At 67.5% G+C, this 18,744-nt stretch carries 17 protein-coding genes; 7 read left to right on the forward strand and 10 right to left on the reverse strand.

Annotation, left to right across the window (positions count from 1 at the left end; all coding sequences use genetic code 11):
* The first annotated feature begins 19 nt into the window (after positions 1–19).
* From LH19_RS24350 to LH19_RS24365, 4 genes are all read left to right on the forward strand, one after another.
* On the forward strand, positions 20–490 hold the full coding sequence (locus LH19_RS24350; RefSeq protein ID WP_054732430.1) for a VOC family protein: 471 nt from the start codon (positions 20–22) through the stop codon (positions 488–490).
* Positions 487–813, forward strand: coding sequence for an ArsR/SmtB family transcription factor (locus tag LH19_RS24355; protein WP_054732434.1), 327 nt, complete (start codon positions 487–489; stop codon positions 811–813). Before LH19_RS24350 ends, LH19_RS24355 begins: the two co-directional genes overlap by 4 nt.
* Positions 810–1,280: an SRPBCC domain-containing protein gene (locus tag LH19_RS24360; protein ID WP_054732436.1), complete on the forward strand. Its 471-nt coding sequence runs from the start codon at positions 810–812 to the stop codon at positions 1,278–1,280. The genes LH19_RS24355 and LH19_RS24360 overlap by 4 nt, the downstream gene beginning before the upstream one ends.
* 262 nt (positions 1,281–1,542) lie before the next feature.
* A complete protein-coding gene (locus LH19_RS24365) occupies positions 1,543–3,951 on the forward strand; it encodes a ligase-associated DNA damage response DEXH box helicase (protein ID WP_054732439.1) in 2,409 nt (802 codons plus the stop codon).
* 181 nt (positions 3,952–4,132) lie between these two features.
* Here LH19_RS24365 and LH19_RS24370 read toward each other — a convergent pair whose 3' ends face one another.
* Complete coding sequence (locus tag LH19_RS24370) at positions 4,133–4,537, reverse strand: septal ring lytic transglycosylase RlpA family protein (RefSeq protein WP_054732442.1); 405 nt, start codon at positions 4,535–4,537, stop codon at positions 4,133–4,135.
* A 100-nt stretch (positions 4,538–4,637) separates the two neighbouring features.
* Positions 4,638–7,178: a DNA topoisomerase (ATP-hydrolyzing) subunit B gene (gyrB, locus tag LH19_RS24375; protein ID WP_054732446.1), complete on the reverse strand. Its 2,541-nt coding sequence runs from the start codon at positions 7,176–7,178 to the stop codon at positions 4,638–4,640.
* Between the two features lie 106 nt (positions 7,179–7,284).
* On the opposite strand from gyrB, the gene LH19_RS24380 reads away from it, so the two are divergent.
* Positions 7,285–7,710: a hypothetical protein gene (locus tag LH19_RS24380; protein WP_054732448.1), complete on the forward strand. Its 426-nt coding sequence runs from the start codon at positions 7,285–7,287 to the stop codon at positions 7,708–7,710.
* A gap of 236 nt (positions 7,711–7,946) precedes the next feature.
* Here the strand turns inward: LH19_RS24380 and LH19_RS24385 are convergent, their stop codons facing one another.
* The 8 genes from LH19_RS24385 to LH19_RS24420 are packed head-to-tail and all read right to left on the reverse strand — an operon-like array spanning position 7,947 to position 15,284.
* Entirely contained in the window at positions 7,947–8,456 is a 510-nt protein-coding gene (locus tag LH19_RS24385; protein ID WP_054732451.1) for a hypothetical protein, read from the reverse strand.
* On the reverse strand, positions 8,453–9,169 hold the full coding sequence (locus tag LH19_RS24390) for a nitroreductase (RefSeq protein WP_054732454.1): 717 nt from the start codon (positions 9,167–9,169) through the stop codon (positions 8,453–8,455). Before LH19_RS24390 ends, LH19_RS24385 begins: the two co-directional genes overlap by 4 nt.
* Positions 9,156–10,025 (reverse strand): RDD family protein, encoded by an 870-nt coding sequence (locus LH19_RS24395; protein ID WP_054732458.1) that lies wholly within the window; start codon positions 10,023–10,025, stop codon positions 9,156–9,158. The genes LH19_RS24390 and LH19_RS24395 overlap by 14 nt, the downstream gene beginning before the upstream one ends.
* The gene (locus LH19_RS24400) at positions 10,022–11,059 is read right to left on the reverse strand and encodes a stage II sporulation protein M (protein WP_145923591.1); all 1,038 of its coding nucleotides are present in this window, start codon (positions 11,057–11,059) and stop codon (positions 10,022–10,024) included. Before LH19_RS24400 ends, LH19_RS24395 begins: the two co-directional genes overlap by 4 nt.
* Entirely contained in the window at positions 11,056–12,384 is a 1,329-nt protein-coding gene (locus LH19_RS24405; protein WP_054732461.1) for a DUF58 domain-containing protein, read from the reverse strand. The genes LH19_RS24400 and LH19_RS24405 overlap by 4 nt, the downstream gene beginning before the upstream one ends.
* On the reverse strand, positions 12,381–13,343 hold the full coding sequence (locus tag LH19_RS24410; protein ID WP_167346305.1) for an AAA family ATPase: 963 nt from the start codon (positions 13,341–13,343) through the stop codon (positions 12,381–12,383). The genes LH19_RS24405 and LH19_RS24410 overlap by 4 nt, the downstream gene beginning before the upstream one ends.
* Position 13,344: 1 nt before the next feature.
* The gene (locus LH19_RS24415; protein ID WP_054732464.1) at positions 13,345–14,583 is read right to left on the reverse strand and encodes a DUF4350 domain-containing protein; all 1,239 of its coding nucleotides are present in this window, start codon (positions 14,581–14,583) and stop codon (positions 13,345–13,347) included.
* Positions 14,580–15,284, reverse strand: a complete 705-nt coding sequence (locus LH19_RS24420; RefSeq protein WP_054732467.1) for a DUF4129 domain-containing protein — start codon at positions 15,282–15,284, stop codon at positions 14,580–14,582. The genes LH19_RS24415 and LH19_RS24420 overlap by 4 nt, the downstream gene beginning before the upstream one ends.
* A gap of 162 nt (positions 15,285–15,446) precedes the next feature.
* On the opposite strand from LH19_RS24420, the gene LH19_RS24425 reads away from it, so the two are divergent.
* Together LH19_RS24425 and LH19_RS24430 are read left to right on the forward strand one after the other, a co-directional pair.
* Positions 15,447–17,648, forward strand: a complete 2,202-nt coding sequence (locus LH19_RS24425) for a dehydrogenase E1 component subunit alpha/beta (protein WP_054732472.1) — start codon at positions 15,447–15,449, stop codon at positions 17,646–17,648.
* A complete protein-coding gene (locus LH19_RS24430) occupies positions 17,645–18,694 on the forward strand; it encodes an ACP S-malonyltransferase (RefSeq protein WP_054732475.1) in 1,050 nt (349 codons plus the stop codon). Before LH19_RS24425 ends, LH19_RS24430 begins: the two co-directional genes overlap by 4 nt.
* Positions 18,695–18,744 lie beyond the last annotated feature (50 nt).

Raw genomic sequence — 18,744 nt, forward strand, 5'->3', positions numbered from 1 at the left:
CCGACTCGGGAGATTTGTCATGGCCGAACATCGCGCAAAGGGGCTGTCGAGCGCCATCTGCTATCGCGACAGCAAGGCGGCGTTCCGCTGGCTCGAGGCGGCGTTCGGGTTCGAACCTTTGTTCGTGCTGCTCGATGCCGACGGCAATCTCGCGCACAGCGAGATGGAATATGGCAATTCGACGATCATGATCGGCAACGAATGGTCCGACGATCACCGCAGCCCCGCGAACCTCGGCGGCAAGAATACGCAGACGGTGCATGTCCAGCTTGCCCGCGGCGAGGATATCGACGCGCATTGCGAAGCGGCGCGCGCGGCGGGCGCTGAGATCATCGCCGAACCCGAAACGCAATTCTATGGCGACCGCAGCTATCGGGCAAAGGATCCCGAGGGGCATATCTGGACCTTCGGCGTGACGGTCGAGGAAAAGAGCGCCGACCAGTGGGACGCCGAGGGCGGCTTCACGACGAAGACGCGGCTCGACGATTGAGCGCCGCGGTCGATCGCACGCTTGCCGCGCTTGCCGACCCCGTGCGGCGCCGCGCGGTCGAACTGCTCGGCCAGCGGCCGCGCAGCGCGGGCGAGCTGGCGAGTGACCTCGGGCTCGCGCCGCCCGCGATGAGCCGGCATTTGCGCGCGCTGAAGCAGGGCGGGCTGGTCGAGGACGGACATCCGCATTTCGACGCACGCGTGCGCATCTACAGTCTCAAGCACGGCGCGACCGACGGGCTCAAGCAATGGCTCGCCGAGACCGAGGCGCTGTGGACGCACCAGCTCGCGGCGTTCAAGGCCCATGTCGAGGGCGGCGAATGAACGGCGCGGCGGTGATCGTTGCGCTGCGCGTCGCGGCGACCCCGCAAGCCGCTTTCGCCGCCTTCACGCGCGACATCGGGTGTTGGTGGAAAAGCCATCCGTTGTTCCAGCTTTCGCGCAAGGGCGACGGCGTGCTGCGCTTCGATCCCGCCGGGCCGGGCGGCCGCCTCGTCACGCGCTTCGCCGATGGCGAGGAGTGGGAGATCGGACCGGTGCGCCACTGGCTGCCGGGCGAAAGGCTCGCTTTCGGCTGGCGCCTGCCGAGCTTCGCCGCCGGTCAAGGAACCGAGGTCGACGTCCGCTTCGAGGCGGTCGGCGCGGAGACGCGCGTGACGGTCGAGCATCGTGGCTGGGACGCGATCCCACAGCAGCATGTCGCGCGCCACGGCTTCGAACTGATGCTGTTCCAGCGGCGGCTGGGCGAGCATTGGCGAGCGTTGCTGAAGGCGATGGACGAGCGACTCTGAGCGAGGGCTGGTTTGGGGTGGGAAGCGGACGTTTCCAACTTTTGCCATCCCCGCGAAAGCGGGGACCCAGAGTAGTGTAAACCCGCCCTGGGTTCCCGCTTTCGCGGGAATGACACAATTGAGGAATTCCAAACGACTTACGTCCGCTACCGGCCGTTAGCGGACGGTTCCTACTCATCTTCGTGGCGACGGCCGCAATCGCTCGATAACCGACGATCAGAGAGGCATTGCGCGCATACCGCACACGCCCCAAGTTGACGGCATGTCTCTCCCCGCCCCCTTTGCCGAATGGTTCGCCGCGCGCGGGTGGCGGCTGCGGCGGCATCAGGCCGACATGCTTGCGGCGGCGGGGCGCGGCGAGCATGCGCTGCTCGTCGCCGCGACCGGCGCGGGCAAGACGCTGTCGGGCTTCCTGCCGACGCTCGTCGACCTTGTGGAAAACCCCTCCGACCGCTTGCACACGCTTTATGTGTCGCCGCTGAAAGCGCTGGCGGCGGACGTCGAGCGCAACTTGCTCGGCCCGATCGCGGAGATGGGGCTCGATATCAGCGTCGAGAGCCGCAGCGGCGATACCTCGTCCGACAAGAAGGCGCGGCAGCGGAGCCGGCCGCCGAACATCCTGCTGACCACCCCCGAATCGCTGTCGCTGCTGCTGTCCTATCCCGACAGTTTCGCGATGTTCGCCGAACTCAAGACGGTGGTGATCGACGAAATCCACGCCTTCGCCCCCGGCAAGCGCGGCGACCTGCTCAGCCTGTCGCTCGCCCGGTTGCAGCAGATCGCGCCCGCGCTGCGCCGTGTCGGCCTGTCGGCGACGATCGCCGACCCGCCGCAATATGCCGCCTGGCTGGCGCCCGACAGCCGCGGCGATGCGGTGACGATCGTCGAGGGCGAAGCGGGGGCCGAGCCCGATATCGCGATCCTGCTGCCCGAAGGGGCGGTGCCCTGGGCGGGGCATTCGGGGCGCTATGCGGTCCATCAGGTGATGGAAGTGATCGCGGCGAACCGCACGACGATCATCTTCTGCAACACCCGCGGGCTCGCCGAGCTGATCTTTCAGGAGCTGTGGAAGGTCAACGACCTCAGCCTGCCGATCGCGATCCACCACGGCAGCCTCGACCGCGAGGCGCGCCAGCGCGCCGAAGCGGCGATGGCCGAAGGGCGGCTGCGCGCGCTCGTCGCGACCGCCAGCCTCGACCTCGGGCTCGACTGGGGCGACGTCGACTGTGTGATCCAGATGGGCGCGCCGAAGGGCTCGTCGCGGCTGCTCCAGCGCATCGGCCGCGCCAACCACCGGCTCGACGAGCCGAGCCGCGCGCTGATCGTGCCGGGCAATCGCTTCGAATATCTCGAAGCGCGTGCGGCGTTGGACGCCGTCGAGGCGGGCGAACGCGACGCCGACCGTTTCCGCCCCGGCGCGCTCGACGTGCTTGCGCAGCATGTGATGGCGCTCGCTTGTGCGGTACCGTTCCGCGAGGACGAACTGCTCGCCGAGGTGCGGAGCGCCGCGCCGTACCATTGGCTCGATGCCGATCTGTTCGCGCGCCTGCTCGGCTTCGTGCGCGACGGCGGCTATGCGCTGAAAAGCTACGACCGCTTCCGCCGCCTCGCGCCCGACGGACAGGGTGGTTGGCGGATCGCGCACCCGCGGCTCGCCGCGCAGCACCGGCTCAATGCGGGGATCATCGTCGAGGCGCCGATGGCCGAGGTGCGCTTCAGGAACGGCCGGCGGCTCGGCAAGGTCGAGGAATATTTCGCCAGCACTTTGTCGCCGGGTGACACCTTTGCCTTTGCCGGGCTCAGCCTCGAGGTCGAGTCGATCCGCGACACCGACCTGATCGTCCGCGCGACAACGCGGCCGGCGCGGATCCCGAGCTATATGGGCGCGCGCATGGCAATCTCGACGCGGCTCGCCGACCGGGTGCGTGGCTTCCTCGCCGATCCGGCGAGCTGGCAGCGCTTTCCCGAGGATGTGCGCTTCTGGCTGGAGATGCAGGCGCTGCGCTCGGTCCTGCCGCGTCCCGGCGAACTGCTCGTCGAGACCTTCCCGCACGAGGGCGCGCATTATATGGTCGCCTATCCGTTCGAGGGGTGGAACGCGCACCAGTCGCTCGGCATGCTGATCACCAAACGGATGGAGCGCGCGGGGTTGCAGCCATTGGGCTTTGTCGCCTCCGACTATGCGCTCGCCATCTGGTCGCTGCGGCCGGTGACCGACCCCGCGACGCTGTTCGACGCGGCGATCCTCGAGGGCGAGTTCGTCGAATGGGTCGAGCGGTCGCACCTGCTGAAGCGGGCGTTTCGCGAGGTCGCGGTGATCGGCGGGCTGATCGAGCGTCAGCATCCGGGCAAACGCAAGACCGGCAAGCAGGTGACCTTTTCGACCGACCTGATCTTCGACGTGCTGCGCAAATATGAGCCCGACCACCTGCTGCTCGAAGCCGCCTGGGCCGACGCGCGCGAGCGGCTGACCGACGTGGCGCGGCTCGGCGACCTGCTCGATCGCGCGGCGGGAACGATGGTGCACCGCGCGCTCGAACGGATCAGCCCGCTCGCCATTCCCGTACTGGTGCTGATCGGGCGCGAAAATGTCGCGGCTGCCGACATCGACGATGCGCTGTTGGGCGAGTTGGCCGATGCGCTGGCGGATGAAGCGATGCGGCCGGATTAGGCTGGTATGGGGTGGATTCCTGACCGTCCTCTATTTCCGTTCGTGTCGAGCGAAGTCGAGACACCCGTCGGCCTTGCGCCCAGCCTGAGGGGCATCTCGACTTCGCTCGATGCGAACGGGTGGGGTTGGTCTAAACAGCATCAACCGGCCGAAACCGAACGCCTTCCCAGCGTTGCCAACCTCAGTCGGCGTTGAGCAGCGCCAGCTTGACGCGCGCGGTGCCGCTGCGGTGCATGCCGATCTGGCGCGCCGCGGCGTGGCTGACGTCGATCACGCGGCCGCGCGAAAAGGGGCCGCGGTCGTTGATGCGGACGATGACGCTGTCGCCGTTTACGGTGTTGGTGACGCGCACCATGCTGCCGAAAGGAAGCGTGCGGTGCGCCGCGGTGAGTCCGTCGGGGTCGAAACGTTCGCCGCTCGCGGTGCGGTTGCCGGCGAGTTCGTCGCCATAATAGCTCGCCATGCCGCCGTCGATTTCGGTATCCTGATCGACAGCGGCGATCGGGTCGTCCAAGACTTCGGCTTCCTGCGCCGCGGCCGAGACCGTCAGCAGAAGCGGGATCAGCACGGCTGAAAAGGCCCGCATGACATCCTCCCCTTTTGGTGGAGAGGCCCAGAGCAGCGGCGGCGTGCGAAGACAAGCCGCCGCGCGTTGGATCGCACCCTATTTGCGGCCGGATGTGCTGTTAGACGTCCAGATTCGCGACCGACAGAGCATTGGTCTGGATGAAATCGCGCCGCGGTTCGACCTCGTCGCCCATCAGCCGCTCGAAGATTTCGTGCGCGACATCGGCCTGTTCGGCCTCGACGCGGAGCAGCGAGCGGTTTGACGGATCGAGCGTGGTTTCCCAGAGCTGTTCGGCATTCATCTCGCCCAGCCCCTTGTAGCGGCTGATCGCGAGGCCCTTGCGGCTGTGCGCGAAAATCGCGTCGAGCAGTTCGGACGGGCGCGTCACCGGATTGGCCTTGGCGTTCGGCGCGGCCGGTGCGTCATCCTCTTCGCCTTCGGTCGTTTCGACCTCGACGACCGCGCCGGTCGCCTTCACCAGTCGGCCGGGGCGGGCATAGCTGTCGGCCTGTTCGGCGGCGAGCTTGTGCATCCGGCGCGCTTCCTGGCTGGCGAGGAAGCCTGCGTCGATCGCGTGATGATCGCTGACCCCGCGCCAGCGGCGTTCGAGCGTGTAGCCGCCGCCTTCGACCGCTTCGACGGTCCACACCGCCTCGGCACCGCCGGTGAGCGCGCGCTCGGCGGCGTTGAGCCAGGTCGCGCTCGTTGCCGCGGCGCTGTGGCGGCCCGCGGTGTCGAGTTCGGGATCGAGCGCGCCGGTGAGCGCGAGCGCCTCGACGAGCCCGTGATTGAGGTTGCGCGGCACATAGCGCATCAGCGCGCGGAGACGCCGGCCATGGTCGATCAGCCCGCGCAGGTCGGCACCCGAGCGCGCCCCGCCCGGCGTTTCGAGCAGCAACGCATCGATCCCCGCATCGACGAGGTAATTTTCGAGTGCGGTATCGTCCTTCAAATAGACTTCGCTGCGCCCCTTCGCGACCTTGTAGAGCGGCGGCTGGGCGATGTAGAGGTGGCCGCCCTCGATAATCTCGGGCATCTGGCGGTAGAAGAAGGTGAGCAGCAAGGTGCGGATATGCGCGCCGTCGACGTCGGCGTCGGTCATGATCACGATCTTGTGATAGCGCAGTTTTTCGAGGTTGAACTCGTCGCGGATGCCGGTGCCGAGCGCCTGGATGAGCGTCCCGACTTCCTTCGACGAGATGATGCGGTCGAAGCGCGCGCGCTCGACGTTCAGAATCTTGCCCTTCAAGGGCAGGATCGCCTGCACATGGCGGTCGCGGCCCTGCTTCGCCGAGCCGCCTGCCGAGTCACCCTCGACGAGGAAGAGTTCGCATTTCGAGGGATCGCGTTCCTGACAGTCGGCGAGCTTGCCGGGCAGGCTTGCGATATCCATCGCGCCCTTGCGCCGCGTCAGCTCGCGCGCCTTTTTCGCGGCCTCGCGCGCCGCGGCGGCGTCGATCACCTTCTGGATCACCGCCTTGGCATAGGCGGGATTTTCCTCGAGCCATTCGGTCATCCGGTCGGCCATCAGGCTTTCGAGCGGCTGGCGGACTTCGCTGCTGACCAGCTTGTCCTTGGTCTGCGAGCTGAACTTCGGATCGGGCAACTTGACCGACACGATCGCGGTCAGGCCTTCGCGCATATCCTCGCCGGTCAGCGACACCTTCTCCTTCTTGAGGATGCCCGACTTGTCGCCATAGCCGTTCAGCGTGCGCGTCAGCGCGGCGCGGAAGGCGGCGAGGTGGGTGCCGCCGTCGCGTTGCGGGATGTTGTTCGTAAAGCAGAGGACATTTTCATAATAGCTGTCGTTCCACTCGAGCGCGACGTCGATGCCGATGCCGTCGCGTTCGCTGCTGATCGCGATCGGGTCAGGCAGCAGCGCATTCTTGTTGCGGTCGAGATATTTGACGAACGCCGCGATGCCGCCTTCGTAGAAGAGGTCGTGGCTCTGATGCTCGGCATGCCGCGCGTCGACGAGCTTGATGCGGACGCCCGAGTTCAGGAAGGCGAGTTCGCGATAGCGATGCTCGAGCTTTTCGAAATCGAATTCGGTGACATTCTTGAACGTGTCGGTCGACGCCATGAAGGTGACGCGCGTGCCCTTCTTGCCGGCGGGGGCGGGGCCGTTGACCTTGAGCGGCGCGACCGAATCGCCATGTTCGAAACGCATCCAATGCTCTTCGCCATCGCGCCAGATGGTGAGTTCGAGCCATTCGCTGAGCGCGTTGACGACGCTGACGCCGACGCCGTGCAGGCCGCCCGACACCTTGTATGCATTGTCGTCGCTGGTATTCTCGAACTTCCCGCCGGCGTGGAGCTGGGTCATGATGACCTCGGCGGCCGAAATGCCTTCCTCGGCGTGGATGCCGGTAGGGATACCGCGGCCGTTATCTTCGACGCTGACCGATCCGTCGCTGTTGAGCGTGATCAGGACAAGGTCGCAGTGGCCCGCGAGCGCTTCGTCGATCGCATTGTCGCTGACCTCGAACACCATGTGATGCAGCCCCGACCCGTCGTCGGTGTCGCCGATATACATGCCCGGGCGTTTGCGCACCGCGTCGAGGCCCTTCAGAACCTTGATCGAATCGGCGCCATAGGCGTTGGTATTGGGCTGGTTGGCGGGCGCGGTCGGGGCGATATTTTCAGGGGTGTCCGTCATATCGATTATATAGGGTCGGAAGCGGTAAAACCCAAGCGAAAATGCCGCTCTCGGCCTGTCCCGATGGGGCGTTGCGCCGCCGCGCCGCGACAGCTAGTTTCGGACCATGAAACATCGTCTTGTCGCCTCGCTCTCCATCCTCGCGCTCGCCGCCTGTTCGCAGCCCGCGCCGCCCGCCGACAATGCCCCTGCCGTCGCGGGCGAGCCGCTGGCCACCCGCGCGGTGATGATCGGCACCGAGGGGCCGAGCCTGCCCGCCTGTTCGAGCATCAGCCGCGTCAAGGACGGCGGCACCGACGTCTATTGGGCGCCGGGCGAAACGCGCGCGGTCAAGGCAAAGCTTGCGGGCGGCGCCAGCGTGTCGCTGTGCGAGGCGGCCGACAACGACGCGTGGTTCGGCGTGGTGTTCGCGGCGCCGGGCACCGACCCGGACATGTGCGGGGTCGGGAAATCGGTGCCGAACGCGCGCGAATATCAGGGCCCGTGCCGCTGGGGCTGGATCAGGGGCGGGACGGTGCGGCTGGGGGGTTAAAGCCACAAAAGCCGGTATGCGGGCGTTCGGTCTGTATCCTTTGTGGTCTCGGAGATTGGGATGACGAATGACTGGAGCCGGCCGGAAGCGGACGTAAGTCGTTTGGAATTCCTCAATTGTGTCATTCCCGCGAAAGCGGGAACCCAGGGCGGGTTTACACTACTCTGGGTCCCCGCTTTCGCGGGGATGACAAAAGTTGGAAACGTCCGCTCACCACCCCAAAGCCGACATCCCGGCTAGCGGCAATCCTCGATCACGCGGCCAATCTCCGATTGTACCGGCAGCGTCAGCCCGCTGCCGCCGGGGGTTTCCAGCGCAAAGCGCCCGCGGCTGAAGGCGATGCGGTCGAGGCGGATATCGCGGTTCGGCACCGTCGCATTGCCGTCCTCGAAGCGGAGCTGGTCGTTGCCGGCGCTGGTGCGCAGGCTGACGTCGCCGGCAAGGCCCGAAGTCAGACGAATCGTGCTGCCGGTGCAGGCCATGGTCAGTAGCGGGGCGGCACCGCCGGTCGGTACGAAAGCGGCGGTGCGGCTGCCCGCGTCATAGCGCCACGCGCCATTGTTGACCGCGCGGCTTTCCCACGACCCGCTCGTCGGCGGGGCGGGGGCCGGCGCGGGGGCCGGGGTCGGCAGCGGCGCGGGGGCGGGCGGCGGGGCTTCGGGGGTCGGGATGGCGGTGCAGCTCGCGACGGCGAGCATCAGCGGCACGGCGGTGCCGTATCGAAACCAGGCGCGCTGCCAGCTCATTCGCCGAATCCTTGCCAATCGATCACGTCTTCCAGCTCTACGCGCGGCACCGGCCACCGGTTCACCGCCGCGCCTTCATCGGCATAGCCGATCGCGAGCCCCGAAAACAGGATCTGGTCGTCGCCGAGCCCCAGCGTGCGGCGCACCGTCGCGCCATACATCGCCCAGCATTCCTGCGGACAGCTCGCGAGGCCATGTTCGACGAGCAGCAGCATCACCGATTGCAGCCACATTCCCATGTCGGACCATTGCGGCGGGCCCATGATCCGCGAGCAATGGAGGAACAGCATCACCGGCGCGCCGAAACCGCGGTAATTGTGACGGAACTGGTCGAGCCGCGCCGGCTTGTCCTCGCGCGGAATGCCGAGCGATGCATAAAGCGCCTCGCCGACGCCGTAACGGCGGCTTTCCCACGGATCGGTCAGCCCCTTGGGATAGATGTCATATTCGGGCTCATAGCCTTCGCGCCCCATCGCGATCCGCGTCGCGACCGCGTCCTGGACCGCCTGCCAGGGCGCGCCGGTCAGCACCGTTGCCTGCCAGGGCTGAAGGTTGCCGCCCGAGGGCGCGCGCTGCGCGGCGGCGAAGATGTCGCGGAGCTGCGCGGGGTCGACCGGCCGGTCGGTGAACGCGCGCACCGAACGGCGGCGATGCAGCGCATCGGTCACCGAAGCGGTGGCGGTGGGCGGGGAAAGCGTATCAGTCACTGGCATATTTATCCTCGCGGCGCTTGCCGAACAGCAGCTTGCGTTCGAGCCGGGCCTTCAACTGGCGATAGTAGTTCAGCAGGAAGACGTCATCCTCTTCGGCGACGGGACGCCCGATTTTAGCGCGGATCGTGTCGGCGACCTCGCGCATCGCGCGCGCGTCGCGGGCGCGCAGCACGCGTTCGAGCTCCTGCAGCTCGAAAATTCCGTAGACGGACAGTTCGGCTTCGGTGAAGGCGATGGCGCCCATCTGGTCGCCGGCGACCCCGATATCGGCGTCGAGCTTGACGCGCTGCGCCATCACCACCCACGTCCCCGCGATCAGATCGCCCATCCGCATCCGGTCGCGGTTGAACAGCAGGAACAGGCTGAGCGTCAGCGACCAGAGCACGCCCGCAAGCACGGTCCAGCCCGATATGGCATCCTCCGAAATGCCGTTGCCGAGCATCATCAGCGGCAGGAAGAGTTCGAGTTCGCGGATCAGATTGCGTGCGACCACCGCATCCGCCGTCAGCCGCCCGCCGTCGCGCGCGACGACGCGAATGCCCATCAGCCGTTTGCCCGGCGTCGCGGCGCGTTGCCCGAGTTCGAAGCCGATGAACCAGAAGGTCCTGAGCGCGAAGAAGCCGAGCATCCAGACGACATAGGCGATGTCGGATTTCGACCCGACGCCGACCCACGCGATGAGGAAGGAAAAGACGAGCAGGGCGACGACGATCAGCGTCAGGTCGACGACCAGCGCGCCGAGGCGCAGCCCCGCACTCGCGATCTTCAGTTCGAGGTCGACGCCCTCGGGCGTGATGAACTGGCGGATTTTCTTCGCCCGCGCCTCGCGCAGTTTGAGGTTGCTCGCGGCGGTCATGTGACATCCTCGCGCCGCGGGACATAATAATAGGCGAGCCAGAACAGCAGCATCAGCGTACCGATGCCATAGCGCAGCAGCGTGTCGGTGATGAGCTGGCGCCCGAAACCTTCGAGCAGCCCGGCGACGAGCAGCATCAATATCACCCCGACCATCACCTTGCCCGCGGTGCGCCCGGCATCGGACGCCGCCTCCAGCCGGCCGCGCGCGCCGGGAAAGACGACCGCGGTCCCGATCCGGAGCCCGGCGGCGCCCGACAGCGCCGCGGCGAACAGTTCGGTCGTGCCGTGAATGAACAGCCAGCCGCCGAAATCGAAACCGAGGCCCTTGTTCGCGAACACCGCGAGCATCGCGCCGAGCCCGATGCCCTGATAATATTCGAGCATCATCGTCGGCACCCCGAAGGCGAAGCCGAGCGCGAAGGAGAGGATCGACACCTGACTGTTGTGGGTGAACAGGAAGGTCGCGAAGACGTGGAGCCCGCTTTCCTGCTCGCCCGCCGCCTTGCCATGGCCGAGGGTCGACTGGAGATATTCGGCCGTCGCACGCGGATCGCGGCCGCCCGCCATCTCTTCGGGGACGAAATTGAAATACCATTCGGGCTGGTGCGCGACGAGCGAGTAGCTGGTCAGCGCGCCGAGGATGATGATCAGCGCGATGACGATCGTTTCCTTCCACACCGATCGCACGGCAGCGGGCCAGTCGTAGAGGAAGAAACGCCGCACCCGGCTCCAGCGCGTTTCGCGCACGCCATAGACGAGGAAATAACCGCGGATCGACAGTGCCTCGAGATGATCGAGCAGCGCCTTGTCGAGGCTGGTCGCGCGCGCGATCGACAGCGAGGAGAGCGTGGCGCGATAGAGCAGGGGAAGCTGCAGCAGCTCGTCGCTGGTCAGCGCCTTGGCGCCCTTCTTTTCAAGCTTGGTGAGCAGCAGGTCGAAGGCGATCCAGTCGGCCTCGCGTTCGGCGCGAAAGCGGCCGGTCGAGAAGGCCGGAGCTGCCACGACGGGGGCGGGCGTGGCGGGCGGGGTCACAGGCTGCCGGCCCGTTTGATGCCGAGATAGGCGTCGACCGCGCTCGCGCCCATCGCGTCGGCCGGAACCTCGATCACGTCGGCGCCGAGCCGCTGGAGCCGCGCGATGACGAGTTGCCGGTCGCGCAGCATCGCCGCCGCGACGTTCGATCGCGTGACGTCGGCGCCGCTTTCGGGGCGCCGCTTTTCCTCGCCCTCGACCTCTTCGTCCTTGATCACGACGAACAGCAGGCGGTGCTTCTGCACCAGCCGGCCGGCGGCGCGGATCATCAGGTCGGCGCTTGTCGCGTCGGTGAATTCGGTGAACAGGATGATCAGCGAGCGGCGGTTGAGCTGGGCGCTGAGCGTCGTGAGCGCGAGGGTGAAATTGCTTTCGACATGGGCATAGTCGATCAGGCTCGCGGCGCGTTGCAGCGCCGGAAAATCCTGCGTGTGCATATAGGCGGGGGTCAGCGTGTGCGGCTTGGCCGCAAAGGAAAAGAGGCTGATCCGGTCGTTGAGTTTGAGCCCGACATAGGCGAGGAGCAGCGCTGCCGACACCGCGCGGTCGACGCGCGGCATGCCGCCGACCGGCTCGGCCATCGTCCGGCCGCCGTCGATGGCGAGGACGACGCGATTGTCGCGTTCGACGCGATATTCCTTGGCGAGCAGTTTGACGTGGCGCGCCGTGGCGTTCCAGTCGATCGCGCGCCGGTCCATCCCCGGCTGATATTCGGCGAGCGCCTCGAACTCGGTGCCTTCGCCGCGGAAGCGCTGCTGGCGAAGGCCGAACCAGCTGTTGCGCTGGAACAGCCGGCTGCCTTCCTCGGTCACCGCGCGCAGGCTGGGGACGACGCTGATCGGCCGGTCGACGGCAAAGCGGCGCTGTTTCCAGACGAGCCCGAGCGGTCCCGCCCAGCGGATCCACAGCGCCTCGACCAGCGCCTGTCCGCGCCGCGTCGCGGCGAGCGACAGCGTCTGGGCGAGCGTTTGCGGTCTGCCGTCGCCGGTTTCGACCGCGCGCAGCGTGCCGGCGAGGCGTCCGCCGGCGGCGAGCCGGTCGTCGAGCGCGAGCGCGAGTTCGGCGCGCCGTGGCACCGCGACCCCGCCGGCGGTGACCGACAGGTCGAACGGGTCGCCGACGCCGACCTGATGCGGAAAGCGGGTGTCGAGCGCGAGGCGGCGCGGGCTGGCCCCGGCAATCGTGTCGAGAAGCAGGCAGGCGAGAATTACCGCGATCCACCCGGGCGCGACCAGCCACAGTTCGGGCCGGACCAGCCCGAGCGCCAGCGCGAGCGGGGCGCCGAGCAGCAGCAAATAGATGGCGCGGCGGGTGGGGTAGATCACCGGGGGACTTCCTCGCGTTCGAGCAGCGCGGCGACGACCTGTTCGACATTGCGGCCCTCGATCTCGGCGGCGGCCGACAGGATCACGCGGTGGCGCAGGACGCCGGCGGCGAGGCGCTGGATATCGTCGGGGATCACATAGTCGCGCCCGTCGAGCGCCGCTGCGGCGCAGGCGGCGCGCGCCAGCAGGGTCGCGGCGCGCGGGCTGGCCCCGCACTCCAGGTCGGCGCTCTCGCGCGTCGCGCGGACGAGGCGGACGATATAATCGACGATCTCGTCGGCGAGGCGGACGGTCGCGATCGTGTCGATCGCGGCGCCGATCGCCTTGGCATCGGCGACCTTGGTCACGCCGAAATCGGCGACCGCGGGGCTTTTGAAGCGTCCGCCATGATCGGCGACGATGCGGCGTTCCTCGGCGGCGTCGGGATAATCGACGACGAGCTTGAACAGGAAACGGTCGAGCTGCGCTTCGGGCAGCGGATAGACGCCTTGCTGTTCGATCGGGTTCTGCGTCGCCAGCACGGTGAAGCGCGGGCTCATCATATGGGGTTCGCCGTTGATCGTGACGCGGCGTTCCTGCATCGCTTCGAGTAGCGCGGCCTGGGTCTTCGGCGGGGTGCGGTTGATTTCGTCGGCGAGCAGCAACTCGGTGAAGATCGGCCCCTTGGTGAGGGTGAAGCTCGACGTCTGGAAGTTGAACAGGTTCGATCCCAATATGTCGCCCGGCATCAGGTCGGGGGTGAACTGGATGCGCCCGAAATCGAGCCCCGTGGCGCGCGCGAAGGCTTGCGCCAGCAGCGTCTTGGCGGTGCCCGGCGGGCCTTCGAGCAGGACATGGCCGCCCGCGAGCAGTGCGATCGTCACCATCCGGGTCAGCGGCGCCTGCCCGAACACGACCTTGGCGACTTCGCCCTCGATCGCGGCGCCGAGCGCCTGCACGCCCGCGATCCCTTCGGCGATATTATTGGCTGTCACGGAGTAAATCCTTCCTGATGTCGTGCAGCGCCTGCGCGTCTGCCAGAAATTCGTGGGTGTTGCGCGCCAGCGGCAGCCGCCGGGCGAGCGCGGAGAAGAGGTCGCTGCCGGCCGGCAGATGCTTGTCGATCCACGCGTCGGTCCCGCCGTCGTCGAGCCCCGACGGCGCGTGGAGCCGGCGCGCGATGGCACCGCGCTGGCTTTTTACAAAAGCGTCGGCCCCGTCGAGTTCGCGCCGTGCCTGCTTGATCAGATCGGCGCTGTTGGCGATCAGCGCCGCTTTCGAGACCGGAATCGCGCGGGCGGGCTTCAGCGCCGGGCCGAAACGCGCCCAGGCCTGCCACAGCGCGAGCAGCCCCGCCGCGATCAGGCACAGGGTGATGCCGATAAACGGCGGGACGAAGGCGAAACGGAGCAGCGAGCGCCCGCCGCCGAGTCCGTTCAGCGTGACGTCGAAGGCGAGCGCGTTCGCATCGGCATCCTCGCCGATCGCGTCGATCAGCATCGCCGCGCCCCGCGCCTTGTCGCGCGAGGCAAAGGCGAGATTGTTGATGAGGTCGGGGTCGGCGAGGATATAGCGGTCGTGCTCGCGCGACCGCGCCAGCACCGCGCCGCCGTCGGGCCCCGCGATCAGCACGTCGAGCTGCTCCCCCTTCACCGTCTGCACATTGGCGGGCAGCGTCACCGAAAATACGCGGTTCGCGAGGTCGGCCGGCACCACCGCGGCCTTGCCCGGCGCCGCGGCGACCGTCACCTTGCCGAACAGCGCTTCGGGGAGCAGCCGCGCGGACGGGGTCACGGGGATGCCTGCGCCGACCCAGCCGGGTTTGGCCGCCTGTCCGGGGACGGTCATCACCTCCCATTTCGGCAGTATGATCAGGACTTTGCCGCCGCTTTGCGCGTCGATCAGCTCGCTAATCTCTTCGGGCCGGCTGCGATGCGTCGGGGTCAGGATGAGCAGCGGGTGATATTCTTCATAGCTTTGGCTTTCGACCGTGCGGCGCAGTTCGACCTCGGCACCGGCGCGTTCGAGCAGGTCGACGATCCCCGCATAGCCCGGCGCGCCCTTCGCCAGCGCATGGCCGCCGCCGTTGTTGCCGCTCGACAATTGCGGGCCGAGCGCGATCAGCGCCCAGAGCGCGATGAAGGCGATGACGCCGATCGCGACGACCCCCGCGATCAGGCGCGGGTTGAACCCATGGTCGCTGGTGGCGGCGCCGCTCATGTCCGCGCCCAGTTACGCGGTACGGTCAGTTCGGCATAGGCGCTGCGGCACTGGTCCCACGCCCCCGCGTCGATCGATCGCCCGCCGAACAGGCTGATCTCGACCGCGCGTGCGATGCGGCTGAACGCGTCGCGGGCGACGCCGGGCAGGTCGTGCGCCTCGGCGAGCTCGCGCGAGGTCATCGCCGGGCGGACAAGCCCCGGGCGGCGCCCCTCGATATCCTCGACGCTGCGATAGAGCAGCAGATGGATCGCTTCGGCGAAGCGGCCCTCGGCGGCGAGTGCGTCGGCCTCGGCGAGCAGCGCGCGGGCGGCGCCGGCTTCGGCCTGTCCGACCTGATTCTCCTCGGCCGCGGCGCGCCGCCGCCCGAAACGCAGCCGGTCGACCCATTCGGCGAAGGCCGGAACGAAATGATAGAGGATGAACAGCAGAAGCAGCGCGGCGCCGACCCACAATATGGGCTTCACTGCCGGCGCGCTCCACTGGAAGAAGTCGCCGATCGCGTTAAATAGCGATTTCAGCCATTCGGGTGTTTCGGGCTGCGGCGGCGGGGGCGGAAAGCCCGTCTGGATTTCGCCGCCCGCGACGGTCTGGCCATAGCCGGGGTCGACGAGTTCGGGATCGATCAGCCATCCCTGACCGTCTACAGGTCCGGCGGACTCGGCGGCGGCCGAAGCCTGGGCGATCCACAAGGATATCATATTGAAAAGCTGGCCCGGCCCCGGTCGTTCATCGGAGGAGTGGTAGCGCGATGCGGCGCGGGAAGGCAAGAGAGGCTTGCGCGGCGAACAGCCCCGTTCTAGCGCGCGAAGATCGACGGGTGGTTGCCGGCGCAACCATGTTGACGCGGTGGGAGACGGGCATTGGACGCGGCGCAGGCAGTGCATGAGAAATTTCTGGCCGCGCTGGCAGGAAGAAATCTCCCGGGACGCCCCGATGCGCCCGATCCCGCCGCCATCGGCCTGTCGCGCAGCGACGCCACCGACATCTTCCTGTCGCAGCTCACCAGCCGCCAGATGGACCGGCTGTCGCGCCATTTGCAGGCGCGCGGCGAGGGTTTCTATACGATTGGATCGTCGGGGCACGAGGGCAATGCCGCGGTGGCCGCGGCGCTGCGCGTCACCGATATGGCATTCCTCCACTATCGTTCGAACGCCTTCCAGCTCCACCGCGCGCGCCAGCTTCCCGGCGGTACGCCGACGTGGGACATGTTGCTGAGCTTTGCGGCGTCGAGCGAAGATCCGATTTCGGGCGGACGGCACAAGGTGATCGGGTCGAAGCCGCTCGCGATCCCGCCGCAAACCTCGACGATCGCCTCGCACCTGCCGAAGGCGGTCGGCGCCGCCTTTTCGATCGGTATCGCGCGGCGGCTCGGCATGAAAGAGTTGCCGCTTCCCGACGACGCTATCGTGCTGACCAGCTTCGGCGATGCCTCGGCCAACCATTCGACCGCGCAGGGTGCGTTCAATACCGCGGGCTGGACGGCGTTCCAGGGCTCGCCGATGCCGCTGATCTTCCTGTGCGAGGATAATGGCATCGGCATCTCGACGCGGACGCCGACGGGATGGATCGAGGCGCAGTTTCGCCATCGCGCCGGGCTGCACTACATCCAGTGCGACGGCACCGATCTGGCGTCGGCCTATGCCGGCGCGAAGGAAGCTGCCGACTATGCGCGTCGCACGCGCAAACCCGTCTTCCTCCACATGGCGACGGTGCGCCTTTATGGCCACGCCGGTTCGGACGTGCAGGGCGCCTATCTGCCCAAGGCGCTCATCGAGTCCGACGAGGCGCGCGATCCGCTGCTCAAGGGCGCGGCGCTGATGGCGGAGCAGGGCTGGATGTCGCCCGCCGAGGTCGCCGACGCCTATGAGGAGATCGGCGCCACGCTGGCCCGGCAGGCCGAAGCCGCGATAAGGCGCCCCAAGATCACCACCCCCGCGCATGTGATGGCCAGCCTCGTGCCGCCGAAACGCGACGTCGTTCGCGCCAACAGCCCTGCGGCCGAGGATCGCAAGGCGATGTTCGGCAGCGACGCCGGGCAGATGGACAAGCCGATGCATATGGCGCGGCTCTTGAGCTGGGCGCTCGCCGACTTGATGCTCGCGCACAAGGAAATCGCGGTGATGGGCGAGGACGTCGGGCCGAAGGGCGGCGTCTATAACGTCACCGCGAAGCTCCACCAGCGCTTCGGTTCGGCGCGCGTCATCAACACCCTGCTCGACGAACAGGCGATCCTCGGGCTGGCGATCGGCATGGCGCACAACGGCTTCGTGCCGATGCCCGAGATCCAGTTCCTCGCCTATGTCCACAATGCCGAGGACCAGATCCGCGGCGAGGCGGCGACCTTGAGCTTCTTCTCGGACGGCCAATATACCAATCCGATGGTCATCCGCATCGCCGGGCTCGGCTACCAGAAGGGCTTCGGCGGCCATTTTCACAACGACAACAGCCTTGCCGTGTTTCGCGACATCCCCGGGGTCATCCTCGCGGTGCCGTCGAACGGCCGCGATGCCGTGGCGATGCTGCGCGAATGCGTAAGGCTGGCGCGCGAGGAACAGCGCGTCGTCGTCTTCGTCGAGCCGATCGCGCTCTATATGACGCGCGACCTGCACGAGGAAGGCGACGGCCTGTGGACCAGCCTCTATGAGGCGCCGGGCGAAGGCGCGCCGATCCGCCTTGGCGACGTCGGGGTGCACGGGCAGGGCACCGACCTTGCCATCGTTACCTATGGCAACGGCTATTATTTGTCGCGGCAGGCCGAGAAATTACTCGCCGCCGACGGCGTCAAGGCGCGCGTCATCGACCTGCGCTGGCTCGGCCCGGTCGACGAGGACAAGCTCGTCGCCGCGGTCGGCGATGCCAAGCGCATCCTGATCGTCGACGAATGCCGCATCACCGGCTCGCAGAGCGAGGCGCTGATGGCGACTTTCGTCGAGCGCACCCCGGACAAGAAGCTGGCGCGGATTGCCGCCGACGACAGCTTCATTCCGCTGGGGCGGGCGGCAACGCTGACGCTGCCGAGCCGTGACAGCATTTACGCTGCTGCCAAGGAGCTGCTAGCATGAGCGCGCGCAGAAGTGCGCTCGTCGTCGCCCCCGGCCGCGGTACCTATGGCAAGGGCGAACTCGGCAGCATCGCGCGGCTGCACGGGCAGCGTTTTGCGGGGTTGATTGCCGGCTTCGATGCGCAGCGCCGCGACCGCGGCCAGCCGACGGTCACCGAACTCGACGGCGCCGACCGTTTCAGCGTCGCGACGCATATGCGCGGCGATGTCGCGGCGCCGCTGATCTATGCTGCGACCGCGCTCGACTGGCTCAGCATCGATCGCGACAAATATGATGTCGTCGCGGTCGCGGGCAATTCGATGGGCTGGTACAGCGCGCTCGCGCTCGGCGGCGCCGTTTCGGTCGAGGACGGCTTCCGCATTTCGAATGCGATGGGGCTCAACAGCCAGACGCACGGCCCCGGCGGGCAGATCCTGCTGCAGGTCGTCGACGAGGATTGGCGCCCCGTTCCCGGCCTGCGCGAGAGGCTTTTCGATCTTGTCGCCGACATCGGCTTGCGCCCCGGCTGTGCGCTCGCGCTGTCGATCAATCTGGCGGGCATGCTGGTCTTCGCGGGAAATGAAGACGGGCTCGCCGCGCTGCTCGCCGAAACGCCGCCGACCCCGGGGCGCGATCCGCTGCGCCTCGCGGGTCACGGTCCCTTCCACACGCCGCTGATGTTCGGCAGTTCGGACAAGGCGAAGGCCGAATTGCCCGCCTCGCTGTTCGGCGCGCCCGCGATCCCGATGGTCGATGGCCGCGGTCATATCTGGCGCCGCTTCGCGAGCGATCCGGACGCGGTCTGGGATTACACCTTCGGCCACCAGATTCTTGCGCCCTATGATTTCGCGCTGTCGGTGCAGGTGGCGGTGAAGGAATATGCGCCCGACGTGATCATCCTGCCCGGCCCCGGCGACACGCTCGGCGGCGCGATCGCGCAGTCGCTGATCGGCATCGAATGGCAGGGCATCCGCAGCAAGGCCGACTTCATGGCGCGGCAGGCGGCCGATCCGATCCTGTTGTCGATGGGGCGCGCCGAACAGCGCGGGCTGGTCGCGGGAAGTTAGGATTTGGAAGCAGGGCCGGCGGTGGTGGGAAGCCGTCGCCAGCCCTGCTC

This window comes from Sphingopyxis macrogoltabida (assembly GCF_001314325.1).
GTDB classification, from domain to species: domain Bacteria; phylum Pseudomonadota; class Alphaproteobacteria; order Sphingomonadales; family Sphingomonadaceae; genus Sphingopyxis; species Sphingopyxis macrogoltabida.